Raw genomic sequence first — 14,570 nt, forward strand, 5'->3', positions numbered from 1 at the left:
TTTCCTCAAATGCGGGGCGCTTCTACAAACTGCTTCTACAAACGACTATTTCGTCTTGCCGGTAATGAGCGTCTTAAGACCCAGGCCGATCAGGCCCAGGCCCATGCGCACGCGGCCGGGGCGATGGCGCTCGATGGCCTTGGTCTTGCCGGCGGGCTTATCGCGACGGGCACTCGTCTCGGGTGCGGGCTTGGTGACCTGCGGCTCGGGCCGAGGTGCAGGTGCAGGCTCGGGCTCAATGACGGTCGCCTGGACCTTCTGAACCTCGGGTGTGGTCGGCTGCGGCTCAGGAGCAGGGGCGGGCTTTGCCTCGGCGGCCTCGGCATTACGATACGCGCGCTCCAACAGGGCTTCCTGCGAGTTGAAGGGCTTCTCGCCTTCCTTGCGCTCCACGGGAACCCAGGTGCCGTCGCTCGTCAGGCTGCGGGCCTTCACGTTGTCGCGCAACTGCATGCCCATGTACTCGTGCACCAGGGCGCGGCAGGTGGGGTCGAGCACGGGGAAGGCGATCTCCACGCGGTGCTCGGTGTTGCGCGTCATCATGTCGGCCGAGCTCAGGTAGATCATGTCCGAGTCCACGCCAAAGGCGTAAACGCGGGCGTGCTCCAAAAAGCGCCCGACGATAGAGCGGACGTGTACGTTCTCGGTCTTGCCCGGAACGCCCGGCTTAAGGCACGAGATGCCGCGGATGATCATGTCCACGCGGACTCCTGCACACGATGCCTCGGCGATCTTGTCGATAACCTCGCGGTCGGTGAGCGAGTTGAGCTTAAAGAACACACGGGCGGGCTCGCCGGCAAGGGCGCGCTGAATCTCGCGATCCAGGCCGCGCATGATGAGCGGCTTGAGGCCTACGGGCGCCACGCCCAGGAAGCGGTAATCGCCGCGCAGATTGCCCAGCGACAGGTTGCGGAAGAACAGGTTGGCGTCCTCACCGATGCCGGGATGGGCGGTCATGAGCATAAAGTCGCTGTAGAGCTTGGCCGTCTTTTCGTTAAAGTTGCCGGTGCCCAAAAGCGTCAGGCGCGTAAGCGCCATGCCCTCGCGATAGGTGAGCTGGCAGATCTTGGAGTGGCACTTAAAGCCCTCAGAGCCGTAGATGACGGTGCAGCCGGCCTCTTCCAGACGCTCGGCCCACTCGATGTTGTTCTGCTCGTCGAAGCGGGCGCGGAGCTCCATGAGCACCGTGACCTCTTTGCCGTTCTCGGCGGCGTCGATGAGCGACTCGCACAGGCGGCTCTGCTTGGCCACGCGGTAGAGCGTGATGCGCAGCGAGATACACTCGGGGTCGTAGGCCGCCTCGTGAACCAGATCCAAGAACGGGTTCATGGCCTCATAGGGATAAAAGAGCAGCTTGTCGTGCTGCAGTACCTGCTCGCGGATGGAGCGGTTCATGTCGATGGTGGGGTTGGGCTGTGGTTTAAACGGCGTAAAGAGCAGCTCGTTGCGCAGATGCTCGGGAATCTTGCCCTCAATGCCAAAGACATAGCCCAGGTTGAGCGGGATATCGCAGGTAAAGACTGAGCGGCGCGAAAGCTCGAGTGCCTTGCGGATGGTCTTGAGCGTTTGCTTCTCGAGCGAACCCGAGACGGCGAGCACTACCGGCTGCAGGCGCAGGCGCTTCTTGAGGATGCGCTTCATGTGCTGGCGGTAGTCCTCTTCCTCCTCGACGCCTTCGCCGTCCGGATCGATGTCGGCGTTGCGGGTGACGCGGATGAGCGCGCGGTCGAGCGGCTTATAGGAGCCAAAGCAGCTGTCTAGGCAGGCGAGGATGACGTCCTCGAGCAGGATGTAGGAGTAGGTGCCGGTGGGCGAGGGGATCTCGACCACGCGGTTCATCGAGGCGGGAATCTCGATAAGGCCCAGCAGACTCTCCTCGTCGGTGACGCCGTCTAGGCCGCAGGCCAGGTAGAGAGCGCCGTTGCGCAGGTTGGGGAAGGGGTGGCGCGGGTCGATCACCAGCGGCGAGATGACCGGCGAAACGTAGGCCTGGAAGTAGCGGGTGACAAAGGTGCGCTCCTCGGGCGTGAGCGATTCGACACGCGCGCGGTGGACGCCCAGGGCGTCGAGCTTGCCCTCGATGCTCTTGAAGATGGACTCCCAGCGGTCGAGGAGCTCGGGCAGCTCCGCTACGACGGCTTCGACCTGCTCGGAGGCGGTCATATTGCTCTTGTTGTCTACGGGTTGTTTTTTGAGCTCGGCCAGGTCGGATAGGCCGCCCACGCGCACCATAAGGAACTCGTCGAGGTTGGACTCGAAGATCGAGACGAACTTGAGGCGCTCGAACAGCGGCACGGACTCATCGAAGGCCTCGTCGAGCACGCGGTTGTCAAAGCGTAGCCAGCTGAGCTCTCGGTTCTGCGTGTACGAGAAGTCGCGCGGCGGTTTGCGCAGCTTTGCGGCGGCTTGCTTCTTTTCGATTTTGCTCGGCATATGCATCTGTCCGTTCAGTCCCCGTAGAGGACGGTAGCCTAACTCTAATTCACTATTGTCTCAATTTAGTCGACCGCTGGCACTGACGTATCGCGTGAACGGTATCTTTACCTACTTCTTACGCTGACAAGTTATAGGACTGACGCCCTGCTCGTCTGCAAGCGGTCTATATCCTCACTCAACTGGTACGTAAGTGTGAATAAGAATGATGGATAGCTGAATATCATTGAATGCAGGCGGAAACGTAAACAAACATCATTTATATACATAAAACCGATTTAGCTATGCAATTTTGAATCAAAAGTTTAGAGATGCAATTGCAAATAGTTTTTAGGAAAAAAGAGCGTTTACCTTAGAAAAGTTACTTTAGAACGCCGAAGTACATTATGGGGGAATCTCATGCGATATACCGTTCATCGCACTTTGTTGACCGTTCGGGGGCGAGGTGGAATTGCGGGTGGAATTTGGATATAACTAGAGCTGTCAGCAAGCAGTGCCCGTTACGGAAGGGCGCTGAGAGATTCGGCCGAAAGGCCCGAAAGAAAGGTAGGAGGCCATGACGAAAGGTCTGCACGTGCCTTCCGAGATCGGCAAGCTCAGGAAGGTCTGCCTGCACCGTCCCGGCGACGAGCTCCTCAACCTGCCGCCCGACGAGCTCGAGCGACTCCTGTTCGACGACGTCCCGTTCCTGGAGGTCGCGCAGCAGGAGCACGACACCTTCGCCCAGATCCTGAGGGACCAGGGCGTGGAGGTCCTCTATCTCGAGAACCTCGTCGCCGAGGTGTTCGACCAGGTCCCCGGCGCCCGCGCCGAGTTCACCGACCAGTACATCGCCGAGGCCGGCATCCGCGGCCAGCACATGCCGCAGATCGTCCGCGAGAAGCTGGACTCCATCGAGGACAACCTCGAGTTCGTCAAGAAGACCATGGCCGGCATGACCAAGTCCGAGATCGACATGCCCCTCACGGCGTCCACGACCCTCGACTCCCTGGTCAACTCCGAGTCCGAGTCCGACCTGATCATCGACCCGATGCCCAACCTCTACTTCACCCGCGACCCGTTCGCGGTCGTCGGCGAGGGCGTCAACCTCAACCGCATGTACTCGGTCACCCGCAACCGCGAGACCCTGTACGGCAAGTACATCTTCAAGTACCACCCCGACTACAAGGACGTCTCGCTGTACTTCCGCCGCGACTGCCAGTTCCACACCGAGGGCGGCGACGTGCTGAACATCAACGAGAAGACCCTCGCCGTCGGCATCTCCCAGCGCACCCAGGCCGCCGCGATCGACGTCATGGCCCAGAACATCTTCTGGAACTCCGACTCCAAGGTCGAGCGCATCCTGGCCTTCGACATCCCGGTCTCGCGCGCCTTCATGCACCTCGACACGGTCTTCACCCAGATCGACGTCGATAAGTTCACGATCCACCCCGCCATCATGGGCACCCTGCGCGTCTACGAGCTGACCGCCGGCAAGAACCCGGGCGACGTGAACATCCGCCTGATCGAGGACACCCTCGAGCACGTCCTGGAGGACGCCACCGGCGTCGACCAGGTCAAGCTGATCCCCTGCGGCGGCGGCGACCCGATCGCGGCCTCCCGCGAGCAGTGGAACGACGGCTCCAACACCCTGTGCGTCGAGCCCGGCAAGATCTGCGTCTACGCCCGCAACACCGTCACCAACGACGTGCTGTACAAGGAGGGCCTGGACCTTCTCGTCGTGCCCTCCGCCGAGCTCTCCCGCGGCCGCGGCGGCCCGCGCTGCATGAGCATGCCCTTCTGGCGCGAGGACCTCTAAGGTCTTCAAGGACCCGTACAGGTCATAATACATACATCTAGCTGCCATTAGATGTCTCCCATTGGGGCGGTGCGGGTTTTCGCACCGCCCCAATCTTGTATGAGGAACGTCAACACGGTTGGATGACTGCTTTTGTAAGGAGCTTGGCCATGGACATCAAGACGATTGGCGTTGAGGAATGGCTCAACGTTTGGGAGAAGAGCGCCACGTGGGACATCGCCCAGTCGACGATCTCGTCGCTCACCATGGGCGAGCTACGCGCGCTCGATGAACAGGACGGCGCCACGTTCTACGAGCGCCTGGACCGCGAGAAGATGAACTACGGCTGGATCGAGGGCTCGCCGGAGTTTAAGGCCGAGGTTGACAAGCTGTATCGTCGCGAGGTCAATCCCGATCACATTCTGCAGACCAATGGCTGCACGGGCGCTAACCTCAACGCCATCATGGCTGTGGTCGAGCCCGGCGACCATGTTATCGCCGAGTGGCCCACCTACGCGCCGCTCTATGAGATCCCACGTACGCTCGGCGCCGAGGTCGAGTATTGGGAGCTTTGCGAGGAACTCGGCTGGAAGCCCGATATCGAGGAACTCAAGCGCTTGGTGCGCCCCAACACCAAGCTTATCTGCATAAACAACGCATCGAACCCCATCGGTACGGTGCTCGATACCGATATGCTCGGCCAGATTGCCGAGATCGCCCGTTCGGTGGGCGCCTACGTGCTGTGCGACGAGGTGTATCTGCCGCTCGAAAACACTGAGTCCTTTATGTCGATGGTCGACGTGTACGAGAGGGCCATTGTCACCAACTCGTTGTCGAAGACCTATTCGACGCCTGCGGCCCGCGTGGGCTGGGTCGTGGCCGACGAAGAGGTGTCCAACCGCATCCGTACCTATCGCGATTACACCATGATCTGCGGCGGTGTGTTCAACGACGCCTTGGCGACCTATGTGCTTGAGCACAAGGACAAGATCCTCGAGCGCAATCGCAAGATCGTGTTTGGCAACCGCGATATCGCGCAGGCTTGGATCGATACGCAGCATCGCGTTTCCTGGACGGCCCCACAGGGCGTGTCTACCTCGTTTATCCAGCTGGATATTCCCGAGGACGACGAGGAGTTCTGCAAGCGCCTGCTGTCCGAGAGGGGAGTGCTGCTGGTACCCGGCAGCCGCTTTGAGCTTCCCTGTGGCGCACGCCTGGGCTACTGCGCGAGCGAGGACGTTCTGCGCGAGGGCCTGAGGCTTTTGGGCGAGGCGCTGGCGGAGTTTGATCGCTAGGATTCCGATGATCTTCGAGGGCGTTATCTAAATTGGCCGAAGATAATCGAAAACGGACCCGTTTCCCTAGTGAAGCGGGTCCGTTTTTCTATACCGAGAAGTCAAGTTGTTACAAATGGGGCCGTAAAGCGAGCCGGTATCCGCTGGGCCTTATACTGAGTTTCCGGTGAACGGTATCAAGCGTCTGGTAAACGGTAATTTATTTACCAGAAATGAATAGGACAAACTTTTTTCTGAATAAAAATGAAAATGGTTGAGACGCGGTATGAACCGCTAATTCTATTCATAGCTTTAGTGGAAATATGCAATTTGAGGATGGTTTAACAAAGTTAAGTTCCATTTGATTTTAGGATTGAAAACGCGTTTAAGCACGTAAATACGCTTTATTAAGATGAAGTGTGCCATGCGTGAAGTATATGTGTATGCCGTTCACCCCCTATAAAAAACCGTTCGGGGGCAAGGTGGAAGTATGGGCTGATTTTGGATATAAATATGTCGTCAGCAATAACGCCTCACACGGAGGGGCGCTAACGAATCGGCCCTGACAAGGGCCCGAAAGAAAGGTAGGAGGCCATGACGAAAGGTCTGCACGTGCCTTCCGAGATCGGCAAGCTCAGGAAGGTCTGCCTGCACCGTCCCGGCGACGAGCTCCTCAACCTGCCGCCCGACGAGCTCGAGCGACTCCTGTTCGACGACGTCCCGTTCCTGGAGGTCGCGCAGCAGGAGCACGACACCTTCGCCCAGATCCTGAGGGACCAGGGCGTGGAGGTCCTCTATCTCGAGAACCTCGTCGCCGAGGTGTTCGACCAGGTCCCCGGCGCCCGCGCCGAGTTCACCGACCAGTACATCGCCGAGGCCGGCATCCGCGGCCAGCACATGCCGCAGATCGTCCGCGAGAAGCTGGACTCCATCGAGGACAACCTCGAGTTCGTCAAGAAGACCATGGCCGGCATGACCAAGTCCGAGATCGACATGCCCCTCACGGCGTCCACGACCCTCGACTCCCTGGTCAACTCCGAGTCCGAGTCCGACCTGATCATCGACCCGATGCCCAACCTCTACTTCACCCGCGACCCGTTCGCGGTCGTCGGCGAGGGCGTCAACCTCAACCGCATGTACTCGGTCACCCGCAACCGCGAGACCCTGTACGGCAAGTACATCTTCAAGTACCACCCCGACTACAAGGACGTCTCGCTGTACTTCCGCCGCGACTGCCAGTTCCACACCGAGGGCGGCGACGTGCTGAACATCAACGAGAAGACCCTCGCCGTCGGCATCTCCCAGCGCACCCAGGCCGCCGCGATCGACGTCATGGCCCAGAACATCTTCTGGAACTCCGACTCCAAGGTCGAGCGCATCCTGGCCTTCGACATCCCGGTCTCGCGCGCCTTCATGCACCTCGACACGGTCTTCACCCAGATCGACGTCGATAAGTTCACGATCCACCCCGCCATCATGGGCACCCTGCGCGTCTACGAGCTGACCGCCGGCAAGAACCCGGGCGACGTGAACATCCGCCTGATCGAGGACACCCTCGAGCACGTCCTGGAGGACGCCACCGGCGTCGACCAGGTCAAGCTGATCCCCTGCGGCGGCGGCGACCCGATCGCGGCCTCCCGCGAGCAGTGGAACGACGGCTCCAACACCCTGTGCGTCGAGCCCGGCAAGATCTGCGTCTACGCCCGCAACACCGTCACCAACGACGTGCTGTACAAGGAGGGCCTGGACCTTCTCGTCGTGCCCTCCGCCGAGCTCTCCCGCGGCCGCGGCGGCCCGCGCTGCATGAGCATGCCCTTCTGGCGCGAGGACCTCTAAGTCTTTCCGTTTCCGGTGCGGTCCCCCTACAACCGCACCGGCTTCGCCCGTTAAACGGGCAACACTAATACTTACGTAATTCATTTCTTCGAAAGGAATCGAACCATGGGTGTTAACCTCTCCGGCCGTAGCTTCCTCAAGCTTCTCGACCTCACCACCGAGGAGATCGAGTACCTGCTCAAGCTTTCCAAGAACTTCAAGGATATGAAGCGCGCTGGCGTTCCGCACCGCTATCTCGAGGGCAAGAACATCGTTCTGCTCTTCCAGAAGACCTCCACTCGTACCCGCTGCGCCTTCGAGGTCGGCGGCATGGATCTGGGCATGGGCGTCACCTACCTCGATCCGGGTTCGTCGCAGATGGGCAAGAAGGAGTCCATCGAGGACACCGCCCGCGTTCTCGGCCGCATGTATGACGGCATCGAGTTCCGTGGCTTTGCCCAGGACGACGTCGAGGAGCTCGCTGCTAAGTCCGGCGTGCCTGTCTGGAACGGCCTGACCACCGAGTGGCATCCCACCCAGATGCTCGCCGACATCCTGACCGTCCAGGAGAACTTCAATTACGACATCAAGGGCAAGACTCTCGTCTTCATGGGCGACTGCAAGAACAACGTTGCTCGCTCCCTCATGGTCGTCTGCTCCAAGCTCGGTATGAACTTCGTGGCCTGCGGCCCCGAGGAGTGCATGCCCGCTGACGACGTCATCGAGGCCTGCAAGCCCATCGCCGAGGCCAACGGCTGCACCATCAAGCTGACCACCGACGTCAAGGACGGCGTCACCGGTGCCGACGTTATCTACACCGACGTGTGGGTCTCCATGGGCGAGCCCGACGAGGTCTGGGCCGAGCGCATCGCTCAGCTTACCCCGTATCGTGTTACCTCCGAGGTCATGGCTATGGCCAACCCGGGTGCCATCTTCCTGCACTGCCTGCCCAGCTTCCACGACACCAACACCACGATTGGCGCAGAGAAGTGCGAGCAGTTCGGCATCACCGAGCAGGAGGTCACCGACGAGGTCTTCGAGAGCCCCGCTTCCAAGGTCTTCGACGAGGCCGAGAACCGCATGCACACCATCAAGGCTGTCATGTACGCCACGCTCAAGTAAGAGCATCTAGCATCTCGCTCGGGGTGTCTTGCTGCACACCCCGAGCGGCTTTGTCTGGTAAATATCTCGCGTCGGGCGGTGGGCACGGCACGGAAGATCCGCTTAGCGCGAGAAAGTTAAATGATTTATGAAGGGGGGATGAGAACCATGACTGAGACCGCTAAGAAAAAGCGCGGTATGCCTTCATCGTTCACCATTCTTCTAGCTCTGCTGGCAATTGTTGCAGTGATTACCGTTATCGTCTCCGGCACGTCCGGCGGCGCGGTTACTGCAGCCCGCTTGAGCGATTTCTGCACCGCCCCGATCCTGGGCTTCGCTGACGCTCTGCCCGTCTGCCTCTTCGTTATGATCCTGGGCGGCTTCCTCGGTATGATGACCGAGACCGGCGCTCTGGACAACGGCATCGCCGTTCTGGTGCAGAAGCTTAAGGGCAACGAGATCATGCTCGTTCCTGTCCTTATGCTCATCTTCTCCCTCGGTGGTACCACCTATGGTATGTGCGAGGAGACCGTTCCCTTCTACGCCCTGCTCGCCGCTACCATGATGGCCGCTGGCTTCGACCCCATGGTCGGCGCCGCTACCGTCCTGCTCGGCGCTGGCTGCGGCTGCCTGGGCTCCACGGTTAACCCGTTCGCCGTCGGCGCTGCCGTCGACGCTCTGACCGGCGTTGGCATTGAGGTCAACCAGTCCATCATCATCGGCCTCGGTGCCGTCCTGTGGATTGTCACTACCGCTATGTCCATCGTTTTCGTGATGAACTATGCCAAGAAGGTCAAGGCTGACAAGGGTTCCACCATCCTGTCGATGCAGGAGCTCAAGGACGCCGAAGAGGCTCACGGCAAGGCTGCTTCCGAGGTCCACAAGGAGGTCAAGCTCACCGGTCGTCAGAAGGGTGTTCTGATCGCCTTCGCCTTCACCTTCGTCGTCATGATCGTCGGCTTCATTCCGCTGGCCGATCTCAACGAGGGCGTCGCCAACTTCTTCGACGCTGGCGCTGTCTACGACGCCGATGGTAACGCCGTCGTCCAGGGCTGGTCTGCCCTGATCACCGGCCTGCCCATTGGCCAGTGGTACTTCGACGAGGCTTCCACCTGGTTCTTCCTCATGGCCGTCCTGATCGGTATCATCGGTGGCCTGTCCGAGAAGCAGATCGTCAACACCTTCATCACCGGCGCTGCCGACATGATGTCCGTTGTTCTCGTTATCGCCCTCGCCCGTGGTATCTCCGTCCTCATGGCTAACACCGGCCTCGACGTCTTCGTCCTCGACGCTGCCGCCAATGCCCTGGCTGGCCTGTCCGGCGTGATCTTCGCTCCCATGAGCTTCCTGGTCTACTTCGGCCTGTCCTTCCTGATCCCCTCGACCTCCGGTATGGCCACCGTCTCCATGCCCATCATGGGACCGCTGGCTGTTAAGCTTGGCTTCTCGCCCGAGGTCATGGTCATGATCTTCTCCGCCGCCATCGGTGTCGTGAACCTGTTCACCCCGACTTCCGGCGCCATCATGGGCGGTCTCGCCCTGGCCAAGATCGAGTGGACGACCTGGCTCAAGTTTGCCCTTAAGCTCATCGTCGCGCTCTCCGTCGTCTGCGCCGTCATCCTGACCGTCGCCTGCGTGCTGCTCTAAGTACCCAACGGGTACCCCACGGAAACCTTGACGATCCTGTAAAGGATCACCTGGTCATCGTCTGTCCGGTGGGGTAAACCCACCGGTAGACTCCTACCTTTAGCCCCCTTCCGTTCCGTGCGCGGGAGGGGGCGCACTTATGTTGCGCGGTTCTACGAACCGCGCAACCAGTCGACGCTGCGCGCCGCCCAGGACGACAATTTGTCATTCAAAAGGCAAGGCATGACCAAAAGGTCTATGCCTCGCCTTTTTCATGCCAACTTGTACGTCCTGGACGGCGCTCGCTGTCCGTCCTCTGCCTGCGGCGCTTTCCATTGTTGGTGCAGAGGGCGCTTTGCCTACTCTGGCGGGCTTTCGCTGGCTTATGCTCAACCTGCGACGTTTCCATTATTGATACAAAGGCCAGGTTTGTTTGAACCAAAAAGGGGAAGTTGCGGTGGAATAGTTCCTGTTTGGCCGTCTTGAGGGGTTAAACGGGAACTATTTCACCGCAACTTATCGATGGCGTGTTTGGTTGGTGCCAGTTGATTGCTTGGGCGTTGGGGAGGGTCTGCTCCGTTATAATCGCCTAGAACATTAATTGGAAACGGGACGGGAGCCATACATGCGCCAGGGTTTCGACAACGCGAAGTATATCGAGCTGCAGGCTGCTCACATTAAGGAGCGCATCTCGCAGTTTGGTGGCAAGCTCTATTTGGAGTTTGGCGGTAAGCTGTTCGATGACTATCATGCGAGCCGCGTGCTGCCGGGTTTTGAACCGGACAGCAAGTTCCGCATGCTCAAGAGCATCGCCGACGATGTCGAGGTTATCATCGCGATCAACGCGAACCACATCGAGAAAAACAAGGCTCGTGGTGACCTTGGCATTACCTATGACGAGGACGTTTTGCGCCTGGTCGATCTGTTCCGAGGGAATGGGTTTGCCGTCGCGGCTGTGGTCATCACCCAGTATGCCGGCCAGCCTGCTGCCGATGTGTTCCGCAACCGCCTGAACGCGCTCGGTATTCCCGCCAAGCTGCACTATCCCATCGAGGGGTATCCGCACGATGTCGATCTGATCGTGTCCGACGATGGCTACGGCAAGAACGAGTTTGTCGAGACCACGCGTCCGCTCGTTGTCGTGACGGCACCCGGCCCCGGCTCGGGCAAGCTCGCTACTTGCCTCTCGCAGCTGTATCACGAGCATAAGCACGGTACCGCCGCCGGCTATGCCAAGTTCGAGACCTTCCCGGTCTGGAATCTTCCTCTGACGCATCCGGTCAATATTGCCTACGAGGCCGCCACGGCTGACCTCGACGACGCCAATATCATCGATTCGTTCCACCTTGAGGCCTACAACAAGACCACGGTCAACTACAACCGCGACGTCGAGGCCTTCCCGGTAGTCCGTGCCCTGATGGAAAAGATCCTGGGCAAGAGCCCCTACCAGAGCCCTACGGACATGGGCGTCAATATGGTCGGCTTTGCCATCACCGATGACGATGCCTGCCGCGACGCTTCCAAGATGGAGATCGTCCGCCGCTACTTTACCGCGGTCGAAAATGTGCGCCGTACTGGCGTGGGCGATGAGCAAGTCGACCGTCTCAAGATTATTATGAAGAAAGCCGGCATCGATAAGAACTACTCACCGGCGCGCTCGGCGGCCCTCACCAGGGAGCAACTGACGGGTGGTCCCGTGGGTGCCATGGTCATGCCAGACGGCTCCGTGGTGACCGGTAAGACCTCCACGCGCCTGGGCGCCGCAAGTTCGCTCATTATGAACGCCCTCAAGCATGTCTCGGGCGTCGACCTTGAGCTCGAGGTCATTAGCGATGAGGCGATCGAGCCCATCAGCAAGCTCAAGACGCATTTCCTGGGAAGCAAAAACCCGCGCCTCCACACCGACGAGACGCTTATGGCGTTGTCGATCACCTCGGCCACGAGTGAGACGGCCGCTCGCGTCCTTTCGGGCCTGGAGCAGCTGCGCGGTTGCGATGCCTTCTTTAGCGTGATCATCTCGCCGACGGACGAGACGGTACTGCGCAAACTGGGTATCAACGTGTGCTGCGAGCCCAAGTTTGAGCGCCGCGGTTTCTTCCATCGCTAAGTTTGAAGCACCGCGGTAATTGCATTGCATTTTGGCCGTATCGGGTTAGCGCCCGGTACGGCTTTTTGATCAATAAAGCGCCTATTTCGGCGAAAAATAGCTGTTTACCTGCCTAGAAACAATTTGAGCGGTATACAATAACCGTAACTGTTTCATCCTTAGCGGGATGCCACATGATGGATATTACCTGCCATCGTGAGGTGTGTCGGTCGCGCACGGCGCGTTAGATGCTCGTGCTCGGTTTGAGGAGGCTGCTATGGCGGGCAAGGGTCGTGCGAGTGTCAACGATATGAAGCGTGTCGAGGTGCTGGTGTTGATGGAGATTGACCAGCAAACCGAAGACAATGGCGGGCCGTATGGTTTCTCGCGCAAAACGCTTGCCGAGCGCGTGGGGGTTTCGCCGTATCGTGCCCGCGCCGCAATCGATCGCTTGGATTCCGAGGGCATGATTGATGTCGTCTCGCGTTATAGCGACGACGGCGGTCAGCTTGCAAATGGCATTTGCCTCACCGAACGTGGCGAGTGGTATCTTGAGGGCGTCCGTACTGGCATGCTCGTTCAAGAAATGCTTGAGGACGCGGTTGCTGATCGATAGCAGCATGTAACCCTTGCCATAGCGACGCCGCCTGGGCAACCGGACGGCGTTTTGTTTCGAGATGGAGAAATGCGATTGCGCGTAAGAAAAAATGCGTGCGGCGCGCGTCGCGAGTATTACAATGAAGACCCGTAAGATGTGTATGGACAACTTCTACGGGAAGCGCAGGTAACTCAATATGACCAAGCATGTGTTCGTGACCGGCGGCGTGGTTTCGTCTCTGGGCAAGGGTATTACCGCGGCCTCGCTGGGCCGTCTGCTCAAGTCGCGCGGCTACAAGGTAACGATGCAAAAGGCCGACCCGTATCTGAACGTCGACCCCGGCACCATGAGCCCGTTCCAGCATGGCGAGGTCTTTGTGACCGAGGACGGCTACGAGTCCGATCTGGACCTGGGCCACTACGAGCGCTTTATTGACGAGAACCTAACCCGCGATTCCAACTTTACGACTGGTGCCATCTATAAGAGCCTGATCGCCCGCGAACGTCGCGGTGACTTTTTGGGCGGCACCGTGCAGGTGATCCCGCACGTCACGAACGCCATTAAGGATAAGTTCCGTCGTATTGAGGAACAGACCGGCTCCGACGTGGTCATCACTGAGTTGGGCGGCACTATCGGTGACATCGAGTCGCAGCCGTTTGTCGAGGCCATCCGCCAGTATCGCAAGGAGGCCGGCCCCGAGAACGTCTGCTACATCCACGTGTCGCTCGTTCCCTATATCGCCGCCGCCCACGAGGTCAAGACCAAGCCGACGCAGCACTCCGTCAAGGAGCTCCGCAGCTTTGGTATCCAGCCCGATATTATCGTTCTGCGCTCCGATCACCATATCGACGATGCCATCCGCGGCAAGATCGCAAGCTTCTGCGACGTCGACACCGACTGCGTCTTTACCAACGAGGACTGCGCGAGCATCTACGATGTTCCGCAGCTGCTCGCCGAGCAGGACTTTGACCTGCGCATTTGCGAGCGTCTGGGTCTGGACCCGCGTGAGCGCGACATGAGTCAGTGGAACGAGTTCCTGCGCAAGCAGAACCATGCCAACCAGCACGCCGACAAGGTGAAGATCGCCGTCGTGGGCAAGTATACGCAGCTGCCCGATGCCTACCTGTCGGTTATCGAGGCCCTGCACCACGCGGGCGTGTTCTACGATCGCCACGTTGACGTGCAGCTGGTCGATGGCGAGAGCCTCGACGAGCAGAACGTCTCCGAGGTCCTGGGTGACGCCTCGGGCATCTTGGTCCCTGGCGGCTTTGGCAAGCGCGCCCTGGAGGGCAAGATCCTCGCGGCCGAGTTCGCCCGCGAGCACAAGATTCCGTATCTGGGCATTTGCCTGGGTATGCAGGTAGCCGTGTGCGAGTTCGCCCGCAACGTGGTCGGCCTTGCCGGCGCCAGCTCTTCCGAGTTCGATCCGGACGGCCCGTATAGTGTCATCGACCTGATGAGCTCGCAGGAGGACGTGACCGAGAAGGGCGGCACCATGCGCCTGGGCGCCTATCCGTGCAAGCTCGCCGCCGATACCCTCGCGCGCGAGGCATACGGCGAGGAGCTCGTCTACGAGCGTCACCGTCACCGTTTTGAGTTCAACAACGCCTTCCGTGACCAGCTCGAGGACGCCGGTCTGGTTATATCGGGTCTTTCGCCTGACGAGCGCCTGGTCGAGATGGTCGAGCTGCCGCGCGACGTGCATCCGTGGTATGTGGCAACCCAGGCTCATCCCGAGTTCAAGAGCCGCCCGACCAACCCGCAGCCGCTGTTCCGCGAGTTCGTACGCGCTTCGATCGGCCAGCACGAGGGTGTCGACCGTCTGCAGGTGACGCCCATGAACCTCGCTACGGACTAAGG

The 14,570-nt window shown here is 59.8% G+C and carries 9 protein-coding genes; 8 read left to right on the forward strand and 1 reads right to left on the reverse strand.

Annotated features, from left to right (window positions below):
- Positions 1-45: 45 nt before the first annotated feature.
- A complete protein-coding gene (gene ppk1 / locus OIL88_05285; GenBank protein HJI71780.1) occupies positions 46-2,433 on the reverse strand; it encodes a polyphosphate kinase 1 in 2,388 nt (795 codons plus the stop codon).
- 556 nt (positions 2,434-2,989) lie between these two features.
- On the opposite strand from ppk1, the gene arcA (OIL88_05290) reads away from it, so the two are divergent.
- From arcA (OIL88_05290) to OIL88_05325, 8 genes are all read left to right on the forward strand, one after another.
- Complete coding sequence (gene arcA, locus OIL88_05290; protein HJI71781.1) at positions 2,990-4,231, forward strand: arginine deiminase; 1,242 nt, start codon at positions 2,990-2,992, stop codon at positions 4,229-4,231.
- Between the two features lie 149 nt (positions 4,232-4,380).
- The gene (locus OIL88_05295) at positions 4,381-5,505 is read left to right on the forward strand and encodes an aminotransferase (GenBank protein HJI71782.1); all 1,125 of its coding nucleotides are present in this window, start codon (positions 4,381-4,383) and stop codon (positions 5,503-5,505) included.
- Between the two features lie 573 nt (positions 5,506-6,078).
- The gene (gene arcA, locus OIL88_05300; GenBank protein HJI71783.1) at positions 6,079-7,320 is read left to right on the forward strand and encodes an arginine deiminase; all 1,242 of its coding nucleotides are present in this window, start codon (positions 6,079-6,081) and stop codon (positions 7,318-7,320) included.
- Between the two features lie 105 nt (positions 7,321-7,425).
- Positions 7,426-8,421, forward strand: coding sequence for an ornithine carbamoyltransferase (gene argF, locus OIL88_05305; GenBank protein HJI71784.1), 996 nt, complete (start codon positions 7,426-7,428; stop codon positions 8,419-8,421).
- A 147-nt stretch (positions 8,422-8,568) separates the two neighbouring features.
- Positions 8,569-10,047, forward strand: a complete 1,479-nt coding sequence (locus tag OIL88_05310) for a YfcC family protein (GenBank protein HJI71785.1) — start codon at positions 8,569-8,571, stop codon at positions 10,045-10,047.
- A gap of 604 nt (positions 10,048-10,651) precedes the next feature.
- The gene (locus tag OIL88_05315) at positions 10,652-12,133 is read left to right on the forward strand and encodes a DUF1846 domain-containing protein (protein HJI71786.1); all 1,482 of its coding nucleotides are present in this window, start codon (positions 10,652-10,654) and stop codon (positions 12,131-12,133) included.
- A gap of 256 nt (positions 12,134-12,389) precedes the next feature.
- Positions 12,390-12,728: a hypothetical protein gene (locus tag OIL88_05320; GenBank protein ID HJI71787.1), complete on the forward strand. Its 339-nt coding sequence runs from the start codon at positions 12,390-12,392 to the stop codon at positions 12,726-12,728.
- A 178-nt stretch (positions 12,729-12,906) separates the two neighbouring features.
- Positions 12,907-14,568 (forward strand): CTP synthase, encoded by a 1,662-nt coding sequence (locus tag OIL88_05325; GenBank protein HJI71788.1) that lies wholly within the window; start codon positions 12,907-12,909, stop codon positions 14,566-14,568.
- Positions 14,569-14,570: the final 2 nt, after the last annotated feature.

This window comes from Coriobacteriaceae bacterium (genome assembly GCA_025992855.1).
Classification (GTDB): Bacteria; Actinomycetota; Coriobacteriia; order Coriobacteriales; family Coriobacteriaceae; genus Collinsella.

Coding starts and splice junctions, on each gene's coding strand:
- OIL88_05325 (HJI71788.1), top strand. CDS start 12,907: ATGACCAAGCATGTGTTCGTGACCGGCGGCGTGGTTTCGTCTCTGGGC.
- OIL88_05315 (HJI71786.1), top strand. CDS start 10,652: ATGCGCCAGGGTTTCGACAACGCGAAGTATATCGAGCTGCAGGCTGCT.
- OIL88_05295 (HJI71782.1), top strand. CDS start 4,381: ATGGACATCAAGACGATTGGCGTTGAGGAATGGCTCAACGTTTGGGAG.
- argF (HJI71784.1), top strand. CDS start 7,426: ATGGGTGTTAACCTCTCCGGCCGTAGCTTCCTCAAGCTTCTCGACCTC.
- OIL88_05320 (HJI71787.1), top strand. CDS start 12,390: ATGGCGGGCAAGGGTCGTGCGAGTGTCAACGATATGAAGCGTGTCGAG.
- arcA (HJI71783.1), top strand. CDS start 6,079: ATGACGAAAGGTCTGCACGTGCCTTCCGAGATCGGCAAGCTCAGGAAG.
- ppk1 (HJI71780.1), bottom strand. CDS start 2,433: ATGCCGAGCAAAATCGAAAAGAAGCAAGCCGCCGCAAAGCTGCGCAAA.
- arcA (HJI71781.1), top strand. CDS start 2,990: ATGACGAAAGGTCTGCACGTGCCTTCCGAGATCGGCAAGCTCAGGAAG.
- OIL88_05310 (HJI71785.1), top strand. CDS start 8,569: ATGACTGAGACCGCTAAGAAAAAGCGCGGTATGCCTTCATCGTTCACC.